25 protein-coding genes are annotated in these 26,230 nt (G+C 54.4%); 6 read left to right on the forward strand and 19 right to left on the reverse strand.

Annotated features, from left to right (window positions below; all coding sequences use genetic code 11):
• Positions 1-7: 7 nt before the first annotated feature.
• The 12 genes from flgJ to RGW60_RS09565 all read right to left on the reverse strand — a co-directional run bounded on the left by flgJ (position 8) and on the right by RGW60_RS09565 (position 12,561).
• Positions 8-1,369, reverse strand: a complete 1,362-nt coding sequence (gene flgJ, locus RGW60_RS09505; protein ID WP_322204113.1) for a flagellar assembly peptidoglycan hydrolase FlgJ — start codon at positions 1,367-1,369, stop codon at positions 8-10.
• A 10-nt stretch (positions 1,370-1,379) separates the two neighbouring features.
• Positions 1,380-2,489: a flagellar basal body P-ring protein FlgI gene (locus tag RGW60_RS09510; protein ID WP_322204115.1), complete on the reverse strand. Its 1,110-nt coding sequence runs from the start codon at positions 2,487-2,489 to the stop codon at positions 1,380-1,382.
• Positions 2,490-2,502: 13 nt separating this feature from the next.
• Positions 2,503-3,228: a flagellar basal body L-ring protein FlgH gene (flgH, locus tag RGW60_RS09515; protein ID WP_322204117.1), complete on the reverse strand. Its 726-nt coding sequence runs from the start codon at positions 3,226-3,228 to the stop codon at positions 2,503-2,505.
• A 93-nt stretch (positions 3,229-3,321) separates the two neighbouring features.
• Entirely contained in the window at positions 3,322-4,110 is a 789-nt protein-coding gene (gene flgG, locus RGW60_RS09520; RefSeq protein WP_322204119.1) for a flagellar basal-body rod protein FlgG, read from the reverse strand.
• 46 nt (positions 4,111-4,156) lie between these two features.
• Positions 4,157-4,894 (reverse strand): flagellar basal body rod protein FlgF, encoded by a 738-nt coding sequence (locus RGW60_RS09525; RefSeq protein ID WP_322204121.1) that lies wholly within the window; start codon positions 4,892-4,894, stop codon positions 4,157-4,159.
• Between the two features lie 600 nt (positions 4,895-5,494).
• A complete protein-coding gene (locus tag RGW60_RS09535) occupies positions 5,495-7,306 on the reverse strand; it encodes a flagellar hook protein FlgE (RefSeq protein ID WP_322204125.1) in 1,812 nt (603 codons plus the stop codon).
• 210 nt (positions 7,307-7,516) lie between these two features.
• Positions 7,517-8,842 (reverse strand): flagellar hook protein FlgE, encoded by a 1,326-nt coding sequence (gene flgE / locus RGW60_RS09540; RefSeq protein ID WP_322204127.1) that lies wholly within the window; start codon positions 8,840-8,842, stop codon positions 7,517-7,519.
• A 28-nt stretch (positions 8,843-8,870) separates the two neighbouring features.
• Positions 8,871-9,554 carry a flagellar hook assembly protein FlgD gene (locus RGW60_RS09545; protein ID WP_322204129.1) on the reverse strand — a complete coding sequence of 228 codons (684 nt, stop codon included), beginning with the start codon at positions 9,552-9,554 and terminating at the stop codon, positions 8,871-8,873.
• A gap of 15 nt (positions 9,555-9,569) precedes the next feature.
• Positions 9,570-10,013: a flagellar basal body rod protein FlgC gene (gene flgC / locus RGW60_RS09550; protein ID WP_322204131.1), complete on the reverse strand. Its 444-nt coding sequence runs from the start codon at positions 10,011-10,013 to the stop codon at positions 9,570-9,572.
• A gap of 3 nt (positions 10,014-10,016) precedes the next feature.
• Positions 10,017-10,424, reverse strand: coding sequence for a flagellar basal body rod protein FlgB (gene flgB, locus RGW60_RS09555; protein WP_322204133.1), 408 nt, complete (start codon positions 10,422-10,424; stop codon positions 10,017-10,019).
• A gap of 331 nt (positions 10,425-10,755) precedes the next feature.
• Positions 10,756-11,583, reverse strand: a complete 828-nt coding sequence (cheR, locus tag RGW60_RS09560) for a protein-glutamate O-methyltransferase CheR (RefSeq protein WP_322204135.1) — start codon at positions 11,581-11,583, stop codon at positions 10,756-10,758.
• Between the two features lie 51 nt (positions 11,584-11,634).
• On the reverse strand, positions 11,635-12,561 hold the full coding sequence (locus tag RGW60_RS09565; protein ID WP_322204137.1) for a chemotaxis protein CheV: 927 nt from the start codon (positions 12,559-12,561) through the stop codon (positions 11,635-11,637).
• A gap of 79 nt (positions 12,562-12,640) precedes the next feature.
• Between RGW60_RS09565 and flgA the strand changes: the two genes are divergently transcribed.
• The 4 genes from flgA to RGW60_RS09585 all read left to right on the forward strand — a co-directional run bounded on the left by flgA (position 12,641) and on the right by RGW60_RS09585 (position 15,215).
• The gene (gene flgA / locus RGW60_RS09570; protein ID WP_322204139.1) at positions 12,641-13,402 is read left to right on the forward strand and encodes a flagellar basal body P-ring formation chaperone FlgA; all 762 of its coding nucleotides are present in this window, start codon (positions 12,641-12,643) and stop codon (positions 13,400-13,402) included.
• A gap of 141 nt (positions 13,403-13,543) precedes the next feature.
• Positions 13,544-13,870 (forward strand): flagellar biosynthesis anti-sigma factor FlgM, encoded by a 327-nt coding sequence (gene flgM, locus RGW60_RS09575; protein ID WP_322204141.1) that lies wholly within the window; start codon positions 13,544-13,546, stop codon positions 13,868-13,870.
• A 49-nt stretch (positions 13,871-13,919) separates the two neighbouring features.
• Complete coding sequence (locus RGW60_RS09580; protein WP_322204143.1) at positions 13,920-14,387, forward strand: flagellar protein FlgN; 468 nt, start codon at positions 13,920-13,922, stop codon at positions 14,385-14,387.
• A gap of 81 nt (positions 14,388-14,468) precedes the next feature.
• A complete protein-coding gene (locus RGW60_RS09585; protein ID WP_322204145.1) occupies positions 14,469-15,215 on the forward strand; it encodes a flagellar brake protein in 747 nt (248 codons plus the stop codon).
• Between the two features lie 177 nt (positions 15,216-15,392).
• Here RGW60_RS09585 and RGW60_RS09590 read toward each other — a convergent pair whose 3' ends face one another.
• Together RGW60_RS09590 and RGW60_RS09595 are read right to left on the reverse strand one after the other, a co-directional pair.
• Positions 15,393-16,706, reverse strand: coding sequence for an MFS transporter (locus RGW60_RS09590; RefSeq protein WP_322204147.1), 1,314 nt, complete (start codon positions 16,704-16,706; stop codon positions 15,393-15,395).
• Positions 16,707-16,772: 66 nt separating this feature from the next.
• Positions 16,773-18,014 carry a glutamine synthetase family protein gene (locus tag RGW60_RS09595; protein ID WP_322206883.1) on the reverse strand — a complete coding sequence of 414 codons (1,242 nt, stop codon included), beginning with the start codon at positions 18,012-18,014 and terminating at the stop codon, positions 16,773-16,775.
• Between the two features lie 281 nt (positions 18,015-18,295).
• On the opposite strand from RGW60_RS09595, the gene RGW60_RS09600 reads away from it, so the two are divergent.
• Together RGW60_RS09600 and RGW60_RS09605 are read left to right on the forward strand one after the other, a co-directional pair.
• Complete coding sequence (locus tag RGW60_RS09600; RefSeq protein ID WP_322204149.1) at positions 18,296-18,907, forward strand: acyltransferase; 612 nt, start codon at positions 18,296-18,298, stop codon at positions 18,905-18,907.
• A gap of 174 nt (positions 18,908-19,081) precedes the next feature.
• A complete protein-coding gene (locus tag RGW60_RS09605; RefSeq protein ID WP_322204151.1) occupies positions 19,082-20,098 on the forward strand; it encodes a LacI family DNA-binding transcriptional regulator in 1,017 nt (338 codons plus the stop codon).
• Here RGW60_RS09605 and RGW60_RS09610 read toward each other — a convergent pair.
• From RGW60_RS09610 to RGW60_RS09630, 5 genes are all read right to left on the reverse strand, one after another.
• The gene (locus RGW60_RS09610; protein WP_322204153.1) at positions 20,083-20,820 is read right to left on the reverse strand and encodes an SDR family oxidoreductase; all 738 of its coding nucleotides are present in this window, start codon (positions 20,818-20,820) and stop codon (positions 20,083-20,085) included. The genes RGW60_RS09605 and RGW60_RS09610 overlap by 16 nt on opposite strands.
• 160 nt (positions 20,821-20,980) lie before the next feature.
• The gene (locus RGW60_RS09615) at positions 20,981-22,513 is read right to left on the reverse strand and encodes an FGGY-family carbohydrate kinase (RefSeq protein ID WP_322206884.1); all 1,533 of its coding nucleotides are present in this window, start codon (positions 22,511-22,513) and stop codon (positions 20,981-20,983) included.
• 15 nt (positions 22,514-22,528) lie between these two features.
• Positions 22,529-23,614: an alcohol dehydrogenase catalytic domain-containing protein gene (locus RGW60_RS09620; RefSeq protein WP_322204155.1), complete on the reverse strand. Its 1,086-nt coding sequence runs from the start codon at positions 23,612-23,614 to the stop codon at positions 22,529-22,531.
• A 143-nt stretch (positions 23,615-23,757) separates the two neighbouring features.
• Positions 23,758-24,753 carry an ABC transporter permease gene (locus tag RGW60_RS09625; protein ID WP_322204156.1) on the reverse strand — a complete coding sequence of 332 codons (996 nt, stop codon included), beginning with the start codon at positions 24,751-24,753 and terminating at the stop codon, positions 23,758-23,760.
• Positions 24,716-26,227, reverse strand: coding sequence for a sugar ABC transporter ATP-binding protein (locus RGW60_RS09630; RefSeq protein ID WP_322204157.1), 1,512 nt, complete (start codon positions 26,225-26,227; stop codon positions 24,716-24,718). Before RGW60_RS09630 ends, RGW60_RS09625 begins: the two co-directional genes overlap by 38 nt.
• Between the last annotated feature and the right edge of the window lie 3 nt (positions 26,228-26,230).

A 26,230-nucleotide genomic window follows, 5' to 3' on the forward strand; every position in this document is an offset into this window, starting at 1 on the left:
TCAAGCCTTATAAAGTCGTGGAAGAGCTCGCGGCGGCGTAGTTCTGGTAACTCTTCATCTGCTTGGCGATTTGCGAAATCTTGCTGGCGTAGTCCGGATCCGTGGCATAGCCGGCCTTCTGCAGCTCTTTCACAAACTGTTCAGGGTTATCGGCAGATTTCAGCACACCTTGATAGCGATTATTGTTCTGCAACACCGTCACCAAATCGTGGAAGCTGTCTGCATAAGAACCGTATGAACGGAAGTCCGCGGTCTCCTTGATCATCTGCCCGTCACGAAACTCGCTGGTGATCGCTCGCGCTTCTGGACCCTGCCAACCACCTTGGGCCTTGATGCCGAATAAGTTGTGGCTGTTACTGCCGTCCTGCTGACGCATGATTGATTTACCCCAGCCCGTTTCCAGCGCAGCCTGTGCAACCAGAACCGTAGGATCGACACCGATACGCGCGGCGGCGTCCTTGGCCAACGGCAACATGGTGGCGACGAAAGCATCTTGGCTGGCAAAGGTTTTGCTGCTGGGTGCCAGAGGTGGCTGGGCCATCGAGCGACCCAAAATCTGCATCGCGCTCCCGGACGTCGTAAGCGCTGGGTTTTGAGTCCAATCACCATTGCTGAAGTAGGCGGCACCGCTGCGCACCACTGCAGTCGTAGAACCGCTAATCGCACTGCCCGCTCCTGCTTGGCTGAGGGCCGCCGAGGTTGTCGGAACAATGCCAGCCAGCAGGCGATCGGCAAGGCTGCTGGGCAATGCCAGTCGACGGGCATTGAGCTTTGCAACGTCGTTATGCGGGCTCGCGCTGGAGGAGGCCGAAGCTGCCGCCAATCGGTGATCCGCCGCCACCGAGCGCGTCGCCCACAATGGTCGTTGAGTAATTTTCAGCGCCAGACCAGTGACGTTGACAGCGTCAGCATCCGAATCGGTCTTGTCAGCCAAAATGCTCACATCGGGATGAAGCAGGTTCGAGCGTTTCAAGTCGGTATGTTTGCCCGCCAATGCCGTCAGATTGCCAACGGTGTTCGATGGGGCTGTTTCAGAATCCTTGATTTTTGACAACTGCCTCATCAACACGTCTTGCAGACCAATGCCACCGCCCTGCCGGGACATGGTGACCGACAGTTGTTGGTCGTACATTTCTTGGTACTGACGCATTTCCGAGGTATTCATCGGATTGTCTTTGGCCAGCACCTGATTGGCCGAGCGCATGGACTTGAGCATCTGGCTGACGAACAGCGCCTCAAACTCCTGAGCCACTTTTTTCAGGTTACTGGTACTGTCGCGATCACCGGTTTTTAGGGCATTCAGGCGATTAAGGTCAGAGTAAGCACCCGAATCGCTGGCGGTGGGCGCTGCACTGATGGGCAAGTCCATGCGAAGCTCCTTAAATTACAATCAGATCGGCCTGAAGCGCGCCGGCCTGTTTTAACGCTTCAAGAATGGCCATCAAGTCACCCGGGGCAGCACCCACTTGGTTAACCGCGCGGACGATTTCATCCAGCGTTGTGCCCGGACCGAACTTGAACATTGGGTGCAGCTCTTGAGCGGCATTAAGTCGAGATCGGGGGACTACCGCCGTCTGCCCACCGGACAACGCGCCAGGCTGACTGACGATCGGATCTTCAGTAATGGTGACTGTCAAGCTGCCATGGGTAACTGCCGCAGGCGAAACCCGGACGTTCTGACCGATCACGATAGTGCCGGTACGCGAGTTGATGATGACTTTGGCCGAGGCTTGGCCTGGATCGACTTCCAGGTTTTCCAGCACCGACAAGTATTCAACACGCTGGCTCGGGTCCATGGGGGCTGTCACTCGCACCGAACCGCCGTCGAGAGCTTGTGCTACGCCAGGGCCGAGCATGTCGTTGATCTTGTCGACCACCCGCTTGGCTGTGGTGAAGTCAGAACGGTTGAGGTTGAAAGTCAGGCTGTTACCCTGATTGAATCCGCTTGGCACTGACCGCTCGACCGAGGCACCGCCTGGGATACGGCCGGCAGACGGGACATTGACTGTGATCTTCGAGCCGTCGCGACCTTCGGCGTCAAAACCACCCACCACCAGGTTGCCTTGGGCAATCGCATAGACATTGCCATCGACACCTTTCATCGGTGTCATCAGGAGGCTGCCGCCACGTAAGCTTTTCGAGTTACCTATGGACGACACCGTAATGTCGACCATTTGACCGGGCTTGGCGAACGCTGGCAAATCTGCATACACGGCCACCGCTGCAACGTTCTTCAGCTGCACGGTACCGGCCCCCGCAGGAACCTTGATGCCAAACTGAGCCAGCATGTTGTTGAAAGTTTGCAAGGTAAAGGGGGTCTGGGTGGTCTGATCGCCAGTGCCGTTGAGGCCAACCACCAAGCCGTAACCGATCAGTTGGTTAGTCCGCACCCCGGAAATACTGGCGATATCCTTCAAACGCTCGGCTTGTACGCCAAAGGTGGTGCACGAAAGCAGGACCGCCACCCATAAATGTTTGAAATTGCTCATGTCTATCCCGCTATTAGAAAGGGAACAACGGGCTGAGGAAGAAACGATCAAACCACCCCGGCTGACTGGAATCGGCAAATGAACCGGTTCCTGAATATGTGATACGTGCATCCGCAACGCGTGTAGACGACACGGTGTTGTCGGTGGCAATGTCATCGGCGCGGATCAGCCCGGCAATTCGTACCAATTCGTCACCGGTGTTAAGGGTCATCCACTTTTCCCCCCGTACCGCGAGAATGCCGTTGGGCAACACTTCAGCCACCGTCACTGTGACCGAGCCGGTCAAGCTGTTGCTCTGCGCTGCTTTACCGTCGCCTTTAGTTGTACGTGCGCCGTTGTAACCGACGTTCAGGCTCAGATCGGTGTCGCCCACAGGGTTACTAGTGCTCAAGCCCCCACCAAATAATGACGTCAGGCCAATGCTGTTACTGCTGTTTTTTGTGATGCCATTACTGGCCGCTTTACTGGCCGCCGTCCTCTCGGAAAGCGTAATAGTAATGATGTCTCCAATCCGATAAGCCTTGCGGTCGTCGTAGAGGTTTTGCTCAAAACCGGCTTGGTATATCGAGCCGTTATTCGCTGCCGCCGGCAGAGGCGTTCGCGGCAGAACCGGTGCGTAGAAAGGATCATTGGGCTTAGCCACTGGAGCAACACAGCCAGCCACCAATGCGGTTGCGCAAAACGGGGCTACCCACAGAGCAAGCAGTCGGGCAAGTCGTAGTAAAGATAGCCGTTTCATGACACGGTAAACCTCGCGGTGTAACAGGTACTTATCAGGCACCCCTTCCAGGTGATCAAGCAGCATGACAGGCTGAATTGGCGCATCAGGCTTTTACAGATTTTGCGCAATGTGTTGCAGCATCTGGTCGGCAGTGGAGATCACTTTGGAGTTCATTTCATAAGCGCGCTGCGTGGTGATCATATTGACCATCTCCTCAACGGTGCTTACGTTCGACGCTTCCAGGGTGTTCTGCTGGGTAGTACCGAAGCCATTCAAGCCAGGCGTACCTACTTGTGGCGCACCACTGGACGCGGTTTCCAGAAACAAGTTGCCACCTTGCGATTGTAGACCGGCAGGGTTAATGAAATCAGCGGTCTGCACGTTGCCGATGATCTGCGGCGTAGCAGTAGCACCGGCCAAGGTGATTGACACCGTTCCGTCTTGGCCGACAGTGAACGTCTGGGCTTGCTGTGGCACGACGATGGCCGGCTCTAAGGCAAAGCCGTTAGCCGTCACAATCTGACCGTTGGTATCCAAATGGAACGAACCGTCACGTGTGTAGGCAACCGTGCCGCTAGGCTGGCGAATCTGGAAAAAGCCGCGACCGTTGATGGCCAAGTCGAGTGGCTGATCGGTGGTTTGCAAACTGCCGGCGCTAAAGTTCTTTTGCGTACCGACGATACGTACACCCGTACCCAGCTGGAGGCCGGAAGGCAACGAGCTGTCCTGCGTCGACTGGGCGCCCGGTTGCCGCTTGATCTGATACAGCAAGTCTTGAAACTCAGCCCGATCACGCTTGAAACCGGTGGTCGATACGTTTGCCAAGTTGTTGGAAATGGTCGTCAGGTTGATGTCCTGAGCGGCTAGACCGGTTTTGCTGACGTAAAGTGCCGGAAGCATTATTTCTCTCCTCAAGCGCCTGGTAATCGGCGCAAGCTATCAATGGTTAGCTCTGCAAGACTCGCGCCGCCGACTCATCGTTGGTTTCGGCGGTTTTCATCATCTTGATGTGCAATTCGAATTGTCGTGCCAAGGCCAGCACCTGGGTCATTTCTTCCACGGCACTCACGTTGCTTGCGTGCAAGAACCCAGACTCGACTTGAATGGCGCCGTCTGCGGCGGCAACCTTGCCGTCTTTAGTATGAAGCAGGCCATCGGCGCCTTTTTCCATGTTGCCAAGGTCAGGCTTCACCAGCTTGATACGGTCTATCTGCGCCATCACCTTCGGACTTTCGCCCAGCGAGCGAATACTGATGGTGCCATCGGACCCCACTTCAATTTGCTGCTGGGGCGGCACGGCAATCGGCCCGCCATTGCCCATGACCGGCAAACCATTGCCAGTGCGCAGCACGCCTAGTGCGTCGACGTTCATGCTCGCGGTACTTGTATACGCTTCACCGCCGCCAGGAGTTTGCACCGCAATCCAGCCGCCGCCTTTGACGGCGATATCCAGATCACGACCGGTTTCCATCATGGCGCCTTCAGAAAAATCAGTACCTGGACGCTCGCTCAAGGCGTACGCTCGCGAAGGCATTACCTCCCCGTAAACCGGCATAGAACGCGCCTGTTCGAGGTCACGCTGAAAGCCGGTGGTAGTGATGTTCGCCAGGTTGTTGGCGTGAGCCTTCTGCGCTATAGCGTTTTCGGACGCTCCGCTCATGGCCACGTAAAGCAACTTATCCACAGTCTTCCTCCTCTGACAGACGCTTGCCGCCTGTAGCTGTTCTAATCACGCTGAAGCAATATTCGAACCAACTTGTCAGAACAGATACAAAGCATTGATTCATCGTTGGCAACCGGGGGCGACGCTTGTCGTCAGGTGTCAGTGAACGAATACACGTGGCGGTGGATTGCCGCATTTGGCCATCCAGTAAAAAAAACAGCGCCAAAAAAACCTCCTTCAAGTGTGTAAACACGACATTTTCAGGACCGATCAAAAATCCCTACAGGGTTGGAGCGGCCTTGATGAACATCCAACGCCGGCACGGAGCGCTATCCTGGACAGCGGCCACACAAAACTGGACCTAGACCCTTATGCTCTGCAAAACCCAGGTTATTCATTCGTTACTGCTATGCCTGCTAATCGCGTCCGGCGCGGCCGGGGCTGCTCCCGCACCTTGGTATACATGGCAAGGTTCAACGCGAGTGGTTTGCACACAAAACAGCCCTGGACCCGGCTGGGTAAAACTGGGTGGTCCTTTCAAAAAATCCGACTGCAAGGCGTGAACAAAGCAGCACACCCGCTAGAAGCCCCGACGAATCGAGGCTTTTGCCACCTCCCCGCTTAAATGGCTTGTATTAAGGTCTGCATCAATGTCGCCTCGGTCGACAGCGCCTTGGAGTTAGCTTGGTAGGCGGTCTGCGCTTGAATCAACTCCACCAACTCATTAGTCAGCTTGACGTTGGAGCCTTCTAATGACCCAGAGACGATCCCGCCCAACCCTCCCAATCCAGGGGCGTCCATATTGGCTAAGCCAGAAGCACTGGTCTCCTTCCAGCGGGTATTATTATCAGGGACCAGTCCTTGCTCGTTGGCAAATGTGGCAAGCATCAGTTGGCCAATACTCTTGCTTTTACCATTATTGAAACTTGCCTGAATGACCCCATCAGCACCGATGCTGATTACCTCAAGCCGCCCCGCCGCATGGCCGTTCTGTTGCGCGGCAGTGCGGCCCGTCGTTGCGTTATGTTGGCTGATATTATTCAGATCGATAACGGTACCAGCCAAGCTGCCCTGAGCGCCGTTTGTTATCCATTTTTCGCTGCTTTTACCTGCATCAATCAACTTGGCGGGGAGCCAGCTGCTCAGCGTGACCCTGTTATTTTCCACACTCAATCCTTCCTGCGCAGTGATCGATCGAATACTGCCGTTGGAGTTGAAGCTTAGGTTCGCGGTCATTGGCACGTCCCGATCTGGCGATGCTGGGTTTCGCCCGTTGACCAATACATGCATCTTCCAACTGTTGGTATCGTCCTTCACGAAGTACTGCGTCAGTTCGTGCTGGTTACCCAAACTGTCAAAGATTGCCGTGGAAAAAGGCTTGCTGAACGTGGTGATGTCGGCCGCGTTGAATACCGGAGCGCGCCTATTCATCACCACTCCCTTATCATCGACCCCGCTGCCAGCTGCATCGTTGAGCGACAGCACTATTGGCCCATTATTAACGGCAGGACTAGCAGACCAAGTACCGTCAACCTGACGACTAGGCTTCCAGCCAGTCAACGGGAACTCTTTGTCGGAAGTTTTTTTGATCCAGTCGCCTTCGCTGACCAACGAAATACTGCCGTCAGGCTGTTTAGTGATCGTTGCCACCAGCGGTGAAGTTGTGGCGGGATCAATCGGGTGACGACCATTGATCAAGGTGTGCATCGTCCAACGATTCGCGTCGATTTTAACAAAATACTGTTTTAGTTCATGATCTGCCGGAGGGATTGCGGGCGTAGCCGGTATGCGTATCGTCTGATTGCCCTGAACATTCTCTCCTTTGACTTCAGCCTCCCCGGGGGCTCCGCCGTCCTGAATAGTTCTAGTCAGCACACTGGAATAAGTAGCAGGATCACTTGGATTAAAGGACGGCAATGCAGAAAGCGAGGGCAGCGACGCGTCCAGGTTAATAGTCTGGGCAATGGCGGTAGTTACTTTAGCGGGCATGTTACGGGTATCGATTTTCAAATCAGCACGAACACCATTAACAATGACGCCACTGTCATTAACACCGTAGCCCTGCAAACGACTGCCTTCGTTGTCAACAATGTAATCGTCTGTGTCTTTGATAAACGCCCCAGCGCGAGTGTAACTTAATGCCCCATTGTCACTGACCACAAAAAACCCCTTACCCTGTATGCGCAAATCCAATACCCGTTCAGAACTTGAGCCAATTTCCCCTTGACTGAAATCCTGCGAAACATTCGCCAGCCGCACACCGCCGCCTATCGCACTACCGCTATGCCCCAACAGGGCGCCGGAATAGAGCGCAGAGAACTCGGCACGCGATGATTTAAAACCAAGGGTACCAACGTTAGCAATATTATTACTCGCCACTTCCAGTCTTTTATGGGCAGCGTGTAACCCATTCAGCGCAACATTGAATGACATAGAGACTCCCATACCGTCATTGACGGCATTATTGTTAAATGCGTTTTTTTCGCAGTGTCTATCTGCGTTTTTTATTCTCGCATTAACTAAAGTAGGAAATTTCTATAAACATAGTAGGAAATGGCTGATTTATTTACTTGGAAACTCTAAAAAAAAACATAAAAAAAGCCCCTTCGAAAAGAGGCTTTTTAGAGGTAAGTTTAACCAGTCTTAGCCGACCATTTGAATAGTGGTCTGCATAATAGCACTTTGAGTTGATATGGTTTTAGCGTTCGCTTGGTAATTACTTTGCTCACGAATCAAACTCACTAACTCACCAGTCAAGTCAACGTTAGAGTCTTCGAGCGCACTACCGACGATAGAACCCAACGTGCCTGATTCCGGAGCACCCGTGACGGGAACACCGGAGGCGAAAGCTTCTTTCCATCGGCTGCCGCCTACTGAAATCAACCCTTGAGCGTTAGCGAAGTTTGTGATCGATACTTGCCCAATGACTTTGGATTGGGAGTTGGTGTATGTGGCAAACAAAACGCCGGTCGAGTCCACTGACAAACCTGCCAATTGGCCGGTCGCATAACCGTCTTGGCTTTTAGTCGCTACACCGCTGACAGCGTTGGTCTGAGTAGTGGCCAACATATTAATTTTGATCCCGGCGGTATTGGCATTCGCGCCGTTGGCCGCCCATACAACGGGGGTGCCCGATTGCGAGGCGGGTACCCAGTTTTTGAGGGTAAATGTACCGTCCGCGTTAACAACAACATTAGGTGTTGAACTTGTAGATGCAGATGACTTCAACGAACCGTCGGAATTGAACACCAGTTGAGTTTGATCCGCCGTTGGCGGCGAAGTTGCTGGGTTAGCAGCATTTCGACCATCGACCAAGGTGTACATAGTCCAGGTGTTAGTGCCGGTTTTAGCAAAGTACTGGTCCAGTGAATGCTGATTACCCTGACTGTCGAAGACCGGCGTACTGATAGGAAGATTATAGGTAGCAATGTTGGCTGGATCGAATGGAGTAACGGTCGGAATAGTCGCGGTGGAATCCAGGTTTGATGCAATCGTGACCAGACCGCTAGGCTTTGGCGTCAGGTTAGATGAGTCTATAACAAGGTTTGTCGAAACCCCCGTCACCACCTTGCCGTTAGCGTCGACGCTGTAACCCTGCAACTTGTCGCCGCTACTGCTGACGACATTGCCATCTTTATCCGGATAGAACGCTCCGTTACGAGTGTACAACTTCTGGCCGTTGTTACTGACCATGAAAAAGCCATTGCCTTGGATCGCTAAATCTAGGCTGCGGCCGGTACCGGTGGTCAAGTTACCCTGAGTAAACTGCTGCGACACTGTGGCGACCCTTACACCACTGCCAGTGTTGGTAGAGCCCGAAGCGCCACTGATCGCTGCCGAGTATTGGTCCTGAAATTCAGTGCGGGACGATTTGAAGCCCGTGGTCGCAACGTTGGCAATGTTGTTGCCCGTTACGTCGAGGCTTTTATTTGCCGCATAGAGCCCACTGAGACCGATATTGAATGACATGTTTCGCTCCTTCGCCGTCTAGTCGGCTCTATATACCGATCGTTTTAACGTTGGACAGGCCGACGCTAGTGCCACCCGCCAAATTAAGTGTCATTTCCGCGCCAGCCAAGCCCATGGTCACACTGTTGACAGTGGCCGGTAGATAAGTGGTCAACGCGGTAGCCGTACCATCAGCCGTACCTGTGGCCACCACACTGTACTTCCCAGCAGGCGCCACGGAGCCATTACTGGCTTTGCCGTCCCACGTGAAACTGCTTGTGCCTGCCTGTTGGATACCAAGATCAATAGTGCTGACCAGGTTGCCCGAGGCATCATTAATCTTGATCACGGTGGAGCTGGAGGCTGGTACCAAGACCGAGCCTGTCATCCCTTTGGTAGTATCAACCACCGCCGTACCGGTTGCCACGATTACTGACCTTCCTACCAGTGAAGACGCCTGTAGCGCCTGGGAAGACTGGTAAGTGGTAGCAATAGAGCCAACTGACGTGTTGAGATTCTGTGTCGCCTCCAGATTGCTAAACTGGGCTAGCTGGGACACGAACGCAGTGTTGTCCTGCGGGGTGAGCGGGTCTTGGTTTTTCAACTGGGTTACGAGCAGTTGTAAGAACGCATCTTTGCCCAGCGCCGAGGTAGGATTGGTAGTGGCCGAAGTTCCTGATGTTTTTGAAAGCTGGTCCAGGACCGATTGGCCGACGGCGGTAGTAGTTGTCATGAGCTGCGCCTCTTATCACTGACCGAGGGTCAGAACCTTCTGCATCATTGTTTTGGCGGTGTTCATCATGTCCGCGTTGATTTGAAACGAACGACTGGCAGAAATCATGTCAGCCATTTCTTGCACAACGTTGACGTTGGGGTAATAGACGTAGCCGTTTTTGTCGGCTGCCGGATGATTAGGCTCGTAACGCGCGTCGAGGTTACTCTGGTCCTGGACAATACCGGCGACCTGAACACCCTGCCCCGCTTGGTCCTGACTCCCGAATAACGAGCCACTGTCGCCATCGGCTTGACCCTCCATGACGGTTGCAAACACCGGATGACGGGCGCGATAGGTTTGACCGGCGCTCGACGAAACCGTTTCAGCATTGGCAATGTTACTGGCCACAGTGTTAAGCCGTGTGGTTTGCGCACTCATGCCGCTACCGGCAATGCTAAAAACGCTGGCAAGGGACATGAATTACTCTCCTCGCAGGGCTGACATAAGCCCTTTGAATTTGCTGTTGAGAAAGGTAAAGCTAGCCTGAAAGCCTACCGAGTTCTGCGCGTAGTTGGCCTGTTCAACCTGACCGTCAACGGTGTTCTGATCAAGCGAAGGTTGGCTAGGCGTGCGATATAACAAGGTTGCATCCATGCCGCCGGTACCGCCTGCCTCGATGTGTGCCGCATTGGTCGTATTCATTGCAAACGTACCGTTTTTGCTCTTATCGGCTTGCGCCGCGAGCACAGCCGCGAAGTCCAGGTCTCGCGCCTTGTAATTCGGCGTGTCGGCGTTAGCAATATTGTTGGCCAGCACTTCTGCACGCTGGGCGCGGAAGGCAAGCGCCTGCTCATGAATGCCTAGTGCTTTGTCGAAGCTGATGCTCATCTCGAGAAACCTTTAGCGGCTGACCTGTTTTCGTATCAGACACAAAGCAATCAACGTGCCAGTCTTTATATAGCCGTAACTCAAGGGGTTCAGCGATTTGCGCCGGATGGTAAGCCAAAATAGCGGCAACGGATTTCCGCTATCCGCCAGTAAAGCGGCAATTGCGACAGACACCGGTTGCCGCAGGCCTTGATCCCGATCAGTGCTGATTCGCTCATGATAATGGCCTCCGAAAACAAAACACCCTGCGAAAGCGTGGCTCTCGCAGGGTGCAGGGTGACCCTCTCTCTAATGCCCGGTCTTTCGATCAGGTTTTTTCACGCGCCAACCCTTACTTAGCTTGGTAAATAATCCCCGGACTGCATTGCACCATCTGGTAATGGTCCGGCAAACCGTTGAGCGCTTCAGAAGCGCCAAGGAATAGATAGCCGCCCGGCTTGAGCGTGCTATGAATACGCAACAGGATGTCTTTCTTCACTTCTGCCGAGAAGTAAATCAATACGTTTCGACAGAACACAACATCGAACTTACCCAAGCTGGCATAGCTGTCGAGCAAGTTAAATGAGCGAAACTCCACCCGATTTTTAATCGGCGCCTTGATCGCCCAACGCCCTGGTATCTTGACGTCGAAAAATCGTTGCAGTCGCTCAGGAGACAGCCCACGACCGATCGCCAAACTGTCGTATTCGCCCGACTTGCAGTTGGTAAGCATTGCTCCGGATAAGTCCGTGGCAACAATTTGTACGCCACTCTTAAGCTGGCCAATGTTGGTTCTTTCGAATTCGTCTATCGACATTGAGAGCGAATACGGCTCCTGCCCAGAGGAGCATGCCGCCGACCAAATTCTCAGGCGCTGATTGGGACTGCCTTTTATCGCTTCTGGAAGCACTTTGTTTTTAAGCACTTCAAACGGATAGGTATCACGAAACCATAATGTTTCGTTGGTCGTCATGGCGTCCACCACCTGCTCTCGCAAACCGCTTCGCGGCTGTGTCTGAATCCGTTGAATCAGTTCACCCAAGGACTTAATGCCCTGCTGCTCCATCAGTTTGTTGAGACGGCTGGAAACCAAGTATTGCTTATTTTCACCCAGCAAGATGCCACAGGCTTTTTCCAGGAAGACCCGGAACTGTTCGAAATCCAAATTACCCGTAGACAAAGAAACCGCCTCTTAACTTGTATGTATCACCGGAGGCGCTGCCTCCGATAATTATTTCGCTGCGTTAATCCGGGCGACTACCCGGGATGCAAGATCATCAGGTCGGAACTTGGCGAGAAAATCGTCTGCACCGACTTTCTTAACCATCGCCTGATTGAAGACACCCGACAGGGAAGTATGCAGGATGATATGTAATTTTTGCATGCGCGGATCACTGCGAATTTCCGCGGTCAGGGTGTATCCGTCCATTTCAGGCATCTCAATGTCTGAAATCATCATCAAGAATTCTTCTTCGGGCTTCTTGCCCTCCTCAACCATCTTGCGCAGGTAATCCAACGCCTGCCGGCCATCGTTCAAGGCCACTACTTCGACGCCAACTGTTTGCAGACAACGCGAAACTTGCTTGCGTGCGACCGACGAGTCATCCACCGTCAGGACCCTTAGCGTGACTGCTTTCGCCTGGGTCTCAATATCTACCACACCGACAGAAATGTGCTCGGAAGTAGGCGCTACCTCGGCAAGAATTTTCTCCACGTCAATGATTTCAACCAGTTGATTGTCGACCCGAGTCACCGCCGTCAAGTAATGATCGCGCCCAGTTCCCTTGGGTGGCGGATGAATCTCCTCCCAATTCATATTGACGATGCGCTCTACCGAATGCACCAGAAAACCCTGAATCTTGGTGTTGTATTCAGTAATGATCACGAACGTGTTACTAACGTCTTTCAGCGCTTGCGCGCCGGTGGCCATCGCCAGATCAATGATCGGAATGGTCGCCCCACGAATATTTGCAACGCCGCGCACTACTGGATTGGACCTGGGCATGATGGTCAATTTGGGGCATTGCAGCACCTCTTTGACTTTGAACACGTTTATCCCATAGAGCTGTTGGCCGTTGAGCCGGAACAATAAAAGCTCAAGGCGGTTTTGCCCTACCAGTTGAGTGCGCTGGTTCACCGAATCCATTACACCAGCCATGCCGTACTCCTAGACCAAAAGCTTCGAACCGAATCGCACCTACACAAGGAAGCGGCACGGGGCTTGCTTTTTAACTGTTATGAATTCGAAAACGACATTTTCCCGACGCATGGCATCATTTTCCCGCAGCTTACACTGCGCGGTAGCTGCGCTGTGGTTTTTCAGCGTCTGTGAACCTGCGCAGGCCGTGCTTTTAAGCGTGCCTGATCAACTTATCGGCGTGACCCAGGGGTTTCTTGAATTCGCTGTCGAGGACTATCAAGCCACAACCCATTTACAAGGGCGCTATCAGATAGAGGTCAATACACTTGATCCACGTTTGACGCTACCCCAGTGTGACAAGGAATTGACAGCAAGCCTTGAGAGCCCTGCTCAACCCATAGGCCGCGTCACGGTCAAAGTTCGTTGCGAAGGGACGTTGCCGTGGACGGTGTACGTGCCTGCTCAGGTCCATTTGTTTCGCCAAGTCGTGATTGTTAAGCGCCCTCTCAAACGCTCCTCGATCATTGGCGAGGACGATGTTTACATGGCCGAACGGGACATCAGTCAAATGCCTCAGGGCTATATGACCTCAATTGATGACGCCATCGGCCAGAAAATGACCCGGCAAATGATCAACGATCAAATTCTTACGCCACTGCAACTTGAGCAAGCAGAGGTCATCCGCAAGGGCGATCAAGTGATCATTACCGCTAAAAGCGGCACACTCCAGGTACGTATGCCTGGCGAAGCGTTATCCGATGGAGCAATGAGCGAGCAGATCAGGGTACGGAACTTGAACTCACAACGCGTAATCAAAGCTCGGGTAACCGCACCGGGACAAGTTGAAGTCGCCTTGTGATTTGCTGGCGTGTTGGCGCAGAGTTTCCTAGACTGAGTCCAATCTGAGGCGGCCGTCTCCCCCGGTTTATTAAAGCGCTAAAGTTATAGTGGGTTTGGCCGAAAACATGGCAAGCGTCCAAACACCTAGAGGTTTTTAAAAATGGTCATCGACTTTAGTCGTTTAAACAACACAGCTCCCGCTACGAGCAGTTCGCGCTCCGGCACCACTAAGGAGATCGGCACCACCGTTGCAGACTCTTCCAATGCGACGCCCAAGGCCAGTGCCGCCAGCCCGTCCAGCGGAGAGGCTGTACACCTGAGTGACGAGGCTCAGCGATTGCAATCCATTAGCGATAAAGTGCGTAGTCAACCCGTCGTCAATAGCGCCCGGGTCGCTGAGTTAAAGCAAGCCGTGGCCGACGGCAGTTACACCGTCAACAGCGGCCGCGTCGCCAGCAAACTGCTTAATTTCGAAGCCCAGCGCTAGCCAGAGGCTTGCGCCCGGGCTTTTGGACGCCTAAAACCCAGAGCCAGCCATGCACGACACTACTCTGTTGCAACTGATCAACGATGACTTGGCCCCCGCGCAACATTTGCTGGAGTTGCTAAAGTCCGAATCACTCGCCTTACATGGCCGAGACCTGGTTTTGCTGGAGGAAATCCTCGCCCAAAAACAGGCGTTGGTGATCATGCTTGAGCAGCGCGGTCGCAAACGTAGCCAGGTTTTGATCGACCTTAAATTGAGCCCCGACCGCGACGGACTTATTCAACTGGCGAGTCATTCGCCGGTAGGTGAAGTGCTCCTGGCACAGGGCGATTTGCTGGCGAGCCTCATGTCCGATTGCCGAACTTGCAACCAGCACAATGGTGTTTCGATCCAGTTGCAACAGGCAACCACCGCTAATCAGATGAAAATCCTGACGGGGGGAGAGGCTCCAACGCTGTATGACAATCGCGGGTCTACCTCTCGATTCACTAAGCCGCGCCCTCTTAGCCAGGCTTAAATTCCTGTATCAAGGCGTTAAACATGCTGGCAAAATGCTGGCAATTGCGAGCTGTAGTATTTTGCCTGGGATGAATGAACAGTGTTCAATGCCTCAAACGCGGAAGATGCTCCGCAAGCGCCAAAAGTCCTCACTACGCCGCTGGAAATCGCTGCCAATCTGCGCTTACTGCTGGACAGTCATGATCCGCTGATCATCACGTTTCACGAGCGCACCCAGCGTTTCCAAAGCTTTCTGATTGAAGTTGATCGCGACAGCAACCGTCTTGCTCTTGATGAAATGATCCCGCGCGACGGTGAGCGTTTTTTGACCAATGGCGAAGCGTACCGCGTGGAAGGTTTCCATGACGGGGTGCGCATCGCTTGGGAAAGTGTGGACGCTCTAACTATCGACGATGGGGAGCACCGTTGCTACCGAGGCACTCTGCCCAAAGAAGTGGTTTACCACCAACGCCGCAACGCGTTCCGTGCAGCGTTGAAGTTGGCTCAGTTGGTGAGTGTAGAAATCGGTGGCGAAAAGCTTTTGTCACCGATTAATGGAAAGCTGCTGGATATTTCCGCTACTGGGTGCAAGCTTCGTTTTGAAGGTGATATTTCTGATCGACTGCAATTAGGTCAGGTCTATGAGCGGTTTATTGCCGCCCTGCCGTTCGGCAAGATGACTGCGCCTGTGGAGTTGCGTTATCTACACTTCGAGGAGCGCATAGACGTGACGTTTGCCGGTATTCGCTTTCACAACATGAGCGGGCTGGTGCAACGTCAGGTTGAACGCTTCGTGTATCAATTGCAGCGCGAAGCACGGCGATTCGATAAAGACGACGATTTCTGATCAACAACTCGCTAGCAAGTCTGGTGGCCCTGCGTTCCAATCCAACCGCGTGCATGGCCAGTGATTGAACTCGCCCTAACACTGTGCCTAAGCAGTGTTCAATATTATAGGTGCCGCCATACCAAGGACCGGCCTATCGCGCCTACAGGTCGCGAGCTTACTGTCGACACAGCCTCTTTAAACAGTCTCGTTCTCTGGGTTTTCTGCCGGTTGCGGCTCACCCTCGACCGGCGCTTGCATCTGATCTTGAACCACTTGTTCATCCACCCGTGGGTCCAGTGCAACCACCAACGGTGAGCTGGACATACTGTCTGGCATGGCGACGTGGTGCAGCGGAGCATCTTCGACCTGGTGCAGATTGGTTACGGCCTTAGGTCGAATTCTCAATGCCAGCATCAGTGCGGCAAAACAAACGAAGGCGTACAGCATATTGCTGCCAAACATCTTCATCAGCACGCCCGCGACCAACGGACCGATGCTGGCGCCAATGCCGTAGGTCATTAGCAGCATCGCCGTCAACGAAACACGGCGCTCCCCTTCCACGTGATCGTTCGAAAACGCCACAGCCAAGGGATAAAGGCAAAACTGCATCAACGAGGCGAAAAAACCGACGACGAACAGGACTTCCAGAGGCACGTGGGGCATGATCGCCAACGGAAACGCAATCAACGCCAGCGCACCGGCAAAGGCACGAATTAATACAGCTCGATCGTAACGATCAGATAGGCGTCCCAATGGCCATTGAACTAACAGCCCGGCCAGAATACAGCTACCCATGAACAAACCCACCGTCTCGGTAGGTAGTCCCTGCCGGGAGGCGTATAACGGGGCCAAGCCGTAGAACGAACCAATAATTAACCCCGCCGCCAGCACTGTACTCAGCGACTGCGGCACACGCTTGAGGAAAAACCGAGGTTCCAGTGGCGCTGGATGCATGGGCGCCGGGTGGATACTACGGGTCATTGCCACCGGCACCAGGCACAGCGCGAAGCACAATGCGACCAACATCAGCAGCTCAGGCCCCAATGAGGGATGGATGACCAGAATCAACTGACCCAGAACCAGCCCCAGATACGATGCGATCATATAGCCACTGAACACGGCGCCGCGTTGTTTGGCTTGTGCCTGCTCGTTAAGCCAACTTTCGATCACCATGTATTGGCACATCATGCCCAAGCCGACGATCATCCGCAGGAACAACCAGGCCGGTAACCAGTCGATCAGCCCATGCCCCAATACGGCAGCGCTGACGATACCGGCACACGTCGCGTAGGCGCGAATATGCCCAACACGCCCAATCAGTCGGTGACCGATTTTTCCACCCAGTACCAGCCCAAAATAGTTGGCGGCCATCAGCCCACCCACCCAAAGACCGTCGACATTTTCTGCCCCCAGTCGTAGGGCGAGGTAGGTACTTAACAAACCAGAGCCGATTAGCATCATCAGCGAAGCGAAATAAAGCGCTCGAAAAGACTTCCAGATTTGGCGCATTGCGGTCCAGACGTTCCCTAAAAAATGAAGAGTTACCCCCGCGGGGCAACTCTAGAACAATAACCTTTAAGCTTGAGCGGCCAATATGCGCCGTTCCCAAGGCGTGATTTCGTCAAAGAAGCTAGTCAATTCCATACGCTTCGAAGCGACGTATCCATCAATGAACTCAGGGCCAAACAGTTCTTTCGCCAATTGGCTGCGTTTCAGACGCTCCAACGCGGCATGTAAGGTACATGGCAATGACAAGTTATCCGGCACTTCAATTTCACCTTGCATAAACGCTGTGGGTTGCAGCTCATGTTCAATGCCATAAAGACCCGCCGCAAGGCTCGCGGCAATGGCCAGATAAGGATTTGCGTCGGCGCCAGGGAGACGATTCTCTACCCTTCTGGCCACTGGCGCACTCGCTGGAATCCGCAAACCCGCTGCGCGGTTGTCGTAGGACCAACAAGCGTTGTTCGGCGAGGCATAGGGATGACACAAACGCTGATAAGAATTGACGTTGGGCGCAAATAACGCAGTGAAATCGCCCATAGCCGCTTGTTGACCGCCGATAAAATGCTGGAATACCGGTGTCTCGTTGCCTTGTCTGTCACTGAACACGTTGTCGCCTGAGTGCAGATCTACCACGCTTTGATGGATGTGCATCGAGCTGCCTGGGGTATGCGCCAACGGCTTGGCCATGCAGACCACAATCAGACCATGTTTAAGCGCGACCTCCTTGAGCAGGTGCTTGAACAGAAACGTCTGATCGGCCAGCAATAAAGGATCGCCGTGCAGCAGATTAATCTCGAATTGGCTGACGCCCATTTCATGCATGAACGTGTCGCGCGGCAAACCAAGTGCCGCCATGCACGCGTAGACCTCGGTAAAGAAGGGGCGCAAGCCGTTATTGGAACTGATGCTGAAGGCCGAATGACCGTCTTCCCGGCGACCATCTAACCCCGTCGGCGGCTGAAACGGCTGGGCGGGATCGGCATTGGGCGCGAAGACGAAGAACTCTAGCTCAGTTGCCACCACCGGCGCCAGACCGCGAGCGGCATACCGTGCGATCACCCTTTTTAACTGAACACGAGTCGAAAGGCTGGAGCCTCCACCGGCCAAGTCATCAGCGTCACAGATGGCAATGGCCCTGGGCTGCTCGCTCCATGGCAAGCGATGAACCTGGACCGGGTCTGCCACCAGCGCCAGATCACCGTCATCGCTGCCGTAAAACCGCGCCGGTGGATAACCGCCCATGATGCATTGCAACAAGACGCCGCGGGCCAATTGCAGACGCCGGCCTTCGAGAAATCCCTCGGCGGTCATGACCTTACCTCGGGGTACACCATTTAAGTCGGGCGTTACACATTCAATCTCATCAATGCCTGCCAATCGCTCCGCGAATGGACTGTGGTCATTAACTGTCATGATTCAAATCCTTGATAGCGACAAAAGCCGTTAAACGGCAACCTGTATAAAATACGCACCGCCCGTTCGACATTTCAAGCACGCTAAAGAAAAGTTTCAAACGGGCGTGCATCACTGGGCTATGTCAGCTGCGTATAAGATCGTTAATTGACCTATTGATCGACCAGCAGGAGTGAAGTATGGGTCGCCAACACGAACAACATGAAGGTTTTAAATCACTGGGTAAGAACGTGAAGATCTACCCCAGTGCGAAAATAATCGGCCGCGAATACATCAGCGTCGCAGACAACGTCATTATTGATGACTTTGTGTTTATCCATGCTACCGCGCCAATATTTATCGGCAGCTACATCCACATTGCGTCGTTCACCTCAATTACCGGAGGCGGCGTCATCGTCCTGGAAGATTTTTCGACACTCTCTTCAGGCGTGCGCATCTTTAGCGGCTCCGATGATTTTCACGGCGGCGGGATGACCAACTCCACGATTCCAGACAGATACCGCAGTGTCAGCCGAACCCATGTTCACGTCGGCCGTCACGTAATTATTGGTACCAATAGCGTTATTTTACCCAGTGTGAAATTGGCCGAGGGTGTGGCCGTCGGTGCCGGGGCCGTGGTTACCCGCTCACTTGACGCGTGGGGGGTATACGTAGGTTCACCAGCCCACAGGTTAAAGGACCGACCGTCGAAAATTATTCTCGATCATGAACAGGCATTAATAGACGAAGGACTGTTTACCCCGATGAGCGCATCGGTATTTGACAGATTTCTAGCGAGATCGGGTCGCTGAGCCGTTTTGGTCAGCGCCTTCTCATTTACGGATTGCAGCCGATTTTCGTGACTGATAGTGGTAACCGTGATGTCTGAGTACACTGGACGGTCACGTACTTAACGCCGACGCGTATGACGTTGAGCACGGCCGCATGCTTCAAACCCAAACGCTTCTCAGACCCCAAGCGATCCGATGAAAAAAATTCCAGTCAGCATCAGCGACATCGCCAAGCGGGTGAACATGACGCCGACCACGGTGTCACGGGCGTTGAACAAACCTGATCTGGTCAAGCCTGCCACCTTGGCCCGAATCCTTGCGGTGGCCCGAGAACTTGACTACGTGCCGAACGCGTTCGCTCGTGGACTCAAGAGTAGCCAAAGCCTGATCCTCGGAGTTATTACTGCGTCTGTAGATAACCCGTTTTACAGCGTGATGATCAAGGCAATTTCCCGAGAAGCGAAACAGCACGGCTACACCATCATGCTCGTGGACACCGATGGCTTGGATGAGCTGGAAACCAAAGCCGTGGAAACGCTGTTGAGCTACCGAGTGGCCGGGATCATCTTGTCTCCGGTCTCGGATGAACCAGAGTATCAACCGGACTATCTGGCGCGTTTGAGTTCAGGTGAGACACCGGTAGTGTTGCTCGACCGAGTGCTGCACAACACCATGTTCAGCCAGGTGGCCCTGGACAATTATCAAAGCGGCTTCAAGGGCGCACGCTACCTGCTTGAGCAAAACCCAAATATTGAACGCTTGCTGGTATTGACTGGCCCGGAGCACTCGCACATCACCGAACAACGTTTAAGCGGCTTTCGCGCGGGCCTTGAAGGTCACCGCAAACCAGTCCAGGTGGACGTTTACCCCGGTGATTACACTCTTGAGCCTTCCCACCACGCTACCCTCGCCTACTTGGCCCACAGCCGGCCAGATGCGATTTTTGGATTCAATCAGTTGATCACCTTGGGCGCCATGAGCGCATTGCGCGACATGGGTATCGCCCACGACAGCGTTTTGATCTGCGGCATTGACCGTCTGCCGTTCGCCGATATCTTCGGCGTACCGATTGCCTGTATTGCCCATGATGCCGAATTGGCGGGCACCAGCGCCGTGCGTCTGCTGCTCAAACGCATGCACCAGCCCCATGCACCACAGGAACAGGTAGTGATTGTGGGTAAACTTGAAACCGAGATTCAGCGGCTGGTGTAGCCGCCGTCAATGGCAAGGCTGACCCCGCTGATCATCGACGCGGCGTCGCTGAGCAAAAACAAAATCGGTCGCGCAACTTCCGCAGTTTCAGCGAAGCGTCCAAGGGGAATTGCCGCCAAGGCTGGATCGCGTTTTTCCGGGGCACTCCAGACCTGCTGTCCCATAGCCGTCAGGGTTACTGTCGGGTTGACACTGTTGACCCGAATTCCAAACCTGCCCCACTCCGCACATTGCACGCGAGTCATGGCATCCAGTGCCGCTTTTGACGCGCAATAACTCAGATGGTCATCCAGGGCCACCAGTGCCGCCTGGCTTGACACGTTGACGATGCTGCCAGCAATCCCTGCCGAAATCATGCTTTTAGCCACCCGGCCGGCAACGATAGCGGCAGCGCGAGCATTGACCGCCATCACGTGATCAAACGAATCTGCGCAAACTGAATCAGCCGCTTCAAGGCTGGCGATGCCGGCGCAATTGACCAACCCGTGCATCGCCGGATACCTGGCCAGCGCCACTTCCAGGGCCGCGCTGTCGGCGATGTCCAACCTCACGACATGGCAGCCCTGCGCTTGCAACTGCTCCAGCGCCCCAGGTTCGCGACCAATCGCGAATACTTCGGCACCCGCTACGAGAAGCTGCTGGACCACTTCCCAACCAATGCCACTGCTAGCACCTGTCACTAAAATGCGTCGATCACTAAAGTCGAAATGCAATCGATCCATGAGGTAGACCTCTGAGTGGTTTTACTGAGTACCCGATATACGTCCGATGGAGTATTGGCGATGCAATGATCTATATGGATCCTGCCAAAGGCTGCTATACAGCCAAAAATCTTAGCCTTCGGCAGCTCTTACAGAACATCAGCGTACCTGTGACACTCGGTTAAGCCTGTTGCAAACGGTGCATGATCGGTTTAAGAGCCGGGTATAGGTTCAGGTACTCGGCAAATGCAACATCATAGTGGGCGACATTTTCGGCCCCCGGTTCGGCACGAAGACGTAGCTCGATCCACCCTTCATCGACCTGTCGTTCGTCCACCAGACCGACGCTGTGCGCCGCCAACAAGGCTGCGCCCATCGCCGCTTCGACATCCTGAACGATGGTGTAAACCGGGTAATGGGTGATGTCGGCAATAATCTGCATCCACAGATTTGAGTGACTGGCGCCGCCCACCACTATCAATCGAGGGTCCAGGGAATGTGCACCGCGTGCGCCGGCTTCGATGTTGTGCCGCAACGCGAAGCTGACCCCCTCCAGCACCGCTCGATACAGGTGAAAGCGGCTGTGATACAGGGTCAATCCGACGAAACTGCCGCTGGCCTTAGCGTCCCAAATCGGACTGCGCTCGCCCATTAAATACGGCAAGAACAGCAAGCCCTCGCTGCCCGCTGGAATCTTCTGCGCCAAGCGTTCGAGTACTAGGTGGCTGTCTTCCCCGGTGTCCCTGGCCTGTTGCTCTTCGACCTGACAAAACTGTTCACGAAACCAACTGATCGATGCCCCGGCGGTAATCGCGCCGCCGAAGATATACAAGTCCTTTTGACCGTTATAAACATGGGGCATGCTGACCAAGCCATGGCGCGCATCCACCCGCTGATTCAAATAGCCCCAGCACATGCTGGTGCCAATCATCGCCACATGGTTGCCCGGCTGCGTGACTCCAGCGGCAAAGGTCGCCATGGCCGCGTCGACGCCACCGGCCAACACCGGGGTCCCTGGCTGTAACCTCAAACGCTCAGCCCAACCGTCGAGCAATCCACCCACCGCCTCGCCGGAATACAGCAACCGCTCGGGCATCATTTCCGATGGGATGCCCAGCGCCGCGAGCATCTCCTCGGACCATCGACGCTCAGCAACGTCATAAACGCCGCCAATGTTGCCCGCCGAACTGTGGTCCACCGCGATCTCGCCGGTCAGGCAGTAGTTGATGTAACTGTTAGGCGGCAGCAGATAGCGGGCATTCGCCCACACCTCTGGCTGATGTTGCTTGAGCCAGAGAATCTTTGTGAAACCGTAATAACTGTCCACCGAATTACCGGTCACTTCATACAGCCGCTCAAGATCGACGTGTTGCCGAACCCACTCGACCTGCTCTTGCGCACGACGGTCCATCCAGATCAGGCATGGGTGCAAAGGTTCAATATCGGCGTCTACCGCAATCCCGGACCCGCCGTACAGGCTACTGATACACAGCGCTTTGATTTGCTCTTTAGGCACCCCGGCCATTTCCACGCACCGCGCAATGCAGGATTCCACCGCATTGAGCCAGACCTGCGGCCACTGTTCGGCCCAGCGTAAATTTGGCGTGTCGACCCGGTAGCCTTGGCTGTGTTGGGCAATGATCTTGCCCGTGCTGTCGACCAGCAGCGCCTTGGAGCTTTGCGTGCCGATGTCCACGCCGATCACATAGTTCATCATGGCGTTCGCGCTCTAGATTACAGGCTTTAACAGCACTTTGATCGACTTCACAGAGTCGGCCAGGGCGAAGGCTTCGGCGTAGTCATCTAGGCCGAAGTCGTGGGTAACGATGCCTTTGGAAGTGATCAAACCGCGCTCGAACAAGTCGATGGCAATCGGGTAGCAATACGGACCCAAATGCGCGCCACGGACGTCGAGTTCCTTGCGGTCGCCGATGATCGACCAGTCAGCGCTGGTCTCAGCACCAAACACGCTGAACTCAACGAAGCGCCCGAGTTTGCGGATCAGCTCCAGGCCTTGGGTGACGCCCGCAGGTACACCGGTGGTTTCGATGTACACGTCACAACCGTAGTTGTCGGTGAGGCTGTTGATAACCGCCCGGGCGTTGTCCCGGGACGGGTTGATTACGACATCGGCACCGAGTTTCAGTGCCAGTTCCAAGCGCTCGTCGACCATGTCGATGACCACCAGCTTTTTCGGGGTTTTCAGCGCGGCGATCTGCACCATGCACAAGCCAAGGGTGCCTGCCCCAGCGATGACCAGCACGTCGTCGAGTTGAATGTCACCCCGGTTAACCGTGTGAATCGCGCACGACATTGGCTCGATCAGAGCAGAGTCTTCCAAGCTCACCGATTCAGGAATCTTGTGCACGATGGCAGTCTTTGGAATGCGCATATACTGCGCCATGCCGCCCTCAGCCACCTCACGCTGGAAGCCGAAGATGTTGTGCACTTCGCACATCCAATACTTACCGGACTTGCAAAAGCGGCACTTATCGCATGGCACTATCTGTTCAGCGATCACCTTGTCGCCCACCTGCACGCCGAAGAGTTCTTCAGCACCTTCGCCCGCTTCTACTACGTAGCCAAAAAACTCATGGCCCGGCACCACAGGTGCCTTGACCCACGGATTTTCACCGCCCCAAAACATCGCCGCACCTGAATGGCATTTGCAGTCGCTGGCGCAAATCCCGCAGGCGGCGATGCGAATCACCAATTCGTTAATCCGCGCTTGGGGCTTGGCAATTTGCTCCAGACGATAGTCCTTGGGACCGTGGCAGACGACAGCTTGCATGGCATGTTCAGTTTTTTCGTTCATGAGGTTTCTACCTATATCAGCGCGAAGTTGCTAAAAAGTGTTCTGTTGGGAGTTTCTGGAGCCAATGCGCTGGCGAGGCGGCTTTCAGGTAAGCCACATCGACATTCTCGCCAACACGTTGGCGCCTACAATTTGTGTTCTATTTATTTATGCCGTTGGCGGCTGATATAGATTGCCAACAAGATAATTGCGCCCTTGATCACACTCTGGACGTAGGGTGAAACGCCTAACATGTTCAGGCCGTTATTGAGGACGCCCAGCAATAGCGCACCCACCAAAGTGCCGAGAATCACCCCGCGCCCACCGGCGATGGAGGCGCCGCCAAGAACCACGGCGGCAATCGCATCGAGTTCAAACGACACCCCGGCGTTGGGCTGGCCGCTCATTAGACGCGAGGTCAATACCAACCCCGCCACTGCGGCGGTCAGGCCACTGATGCCGTACACCAACAACTTGAAGCGCGCCGCCCGCACACCGGACAAACGCACCGCTTCTTCGTTGCCGCCAATCGCATAGATGTAGCGGCCAATCCGGGTGTGTTGCAGCAGCACGTAGGCCAACAGATAAGTTAGCAACATGATTAAAATCGGTACCTGGACGCCAAACAGACTCTCTCGACCGAAGAAGCCAAACCAGTCTGGCAGGCCGGAAATCGGGTAACCATCGGTGTACATCAAGCCCAATCCGCGTGCGATGCCCATGGTTGCCAAGGTCACAATGATCGGTGGCATTTGCAGGTAAGCGACGAATAAGCCGTTGCCTACTCCGAACGCGATGCCAAGGATTATTCCCGCACCGATGGCTAAAGTCGGTGGCACGCCAGCGGCCATCAGGCCAGCCGTCAAAGTACCGGACAAAGCCATGACCGGACCCACCGACAAGTCGATACCGCCAGTCAAAATCACACAGGTCATGCCCACGGCAATGATCGCGTTGATCGATACCTGACGACCAATATTCGCCAAGTTTGCCGCGGTGAGAAATTTGTCGCTGGCGAAGACCATCACAAGGGTCACGATCACCAGGCCTACAAACGGCAAAAATGCCGGTGAACGCATGGCCCTGGTTAGATTAAGACGCAGCCCCGCGCCACCTAGGGTATTAATGGACGTATTCACGTTGAGTGTTCCCCGTTGCATGACGCATGACCTCCTGCGGATTAACGTCGGACGATTCCAATACGCTGACAATTGCCCCTTTGTGAAACACTGCGACGCGGTCACACATACCAATGATTTCAGGCAGTTCCGAAGAAATCATGATGATTGCGAAACCTTTCTCGGTGAGCTTGCGCATCAGTGCGTAGATCTCGGCCTTGGCACCCACATCAATCCCACGGGTAGGTTCGTCAAACACCAGAATGTCGCAGTGATGGTTTATCCAGCGCGCAATTACGACCTTCTGTTGATTGCCGCCGCTGAGGTTGAACACCCGGCTTTCACAGCTGGGCGCCTTGATTGCCAACTGGCTCATCAGCCCTTGGGTGGTGTGGGTTTCTTTGCCGGTGTCCAGCAAGCCGCCACGGTTTTCGTACTTTTTCAGGTTATTCAGGGAGATGTTTTCGCGGATGCTGAAATCAACAATCAGCCCCTCGCTCTTGCGGCTTTCTGGCAGTAACCCGATACCCAACGCCAAGGCTTCGGCCGGGTCGCGCAATGCCACCGGCTGGCCGCGCAGCAACACACGTTTAACGACGATCGGGATCGCGCCTATGATTCCCAACGCCAGCTCGGTACGCCCCGACCCCACCAGCCCAGCGAAACCCAAAATCTCGCCCTGGTGCAAATCAAAGCGGTTATGCGGACCGCTGCGGGTCAGTTGAATATCCTCCACTTGCAACAGCACCGGCCCCCGCGCGGTTTGCGATTTCGGCGGAAAACTGTTCTCCAGACGGCGACCGACCATCATTTCGACTAAATGATCAATGTCGCTATCAGCCACTTCGGTAACGCCAACGTTCTTACCGTCACGCAGTACACTGATGCGGTCACACACTTGGAAAATCTCTTCCAGATGGTGAGAGATAAATATCACCGCCACGCCCTGACGCTTGAGTTCACGCATGATGTCGAACAGCAACTCCGCTTCGCTGGGCGTCAGGGTGGCCGTGGGTTCGTCGAGCACCAATAACCGCGCATCAAGGTTCAGCGCCTTGGCGATTTCGACAAATTGCTGTTCGGCGACGCTTAGGGCTTTCACTGGGCAGTGCAGATTGATGGTAACCCCCAGGCGTTCGAACAACTCCCGAGCCTTCATCTCCATGTCATGTTTACGCAGCAGTCCGAAACGATTGACCCATTCGTGGCCGAGGAAAATATTTTCCACTGCATCCAGGTAAGGAATCAGACTGAACTCTTGAAAGACGATGCCGATACCAGCAGCAATAGCGTCGTTATAGGTCGCGAACTGCTGCGCCAGACCATCGATCAAAATGCTGCCTTCATCCTGGTGCTCGACGCCTACCAGAATCTTCATCAGGGTTGATTTACCGGCGCCGTTTTCGCCAAGCAAGGCGTGGATTTCTCCACGCTCGACTTGCAGATTTATCGCGCTAAGCGCTTGCACGCCGGGGTAGCGCTTACAGATATTTTCAAGTTTTAGCAGACTGCTCATGCT

It is taken from the genome of Pseudomonas sp. AB6, assembly GCF_034314105.1.
In the GTDB taxonomy this organism is placed as follows: Bacteria; Pseudomonadota; Gammaproteobacteria; order Pseudomonadales; family Pseudomonadaceae; genus Aquipseudomonas.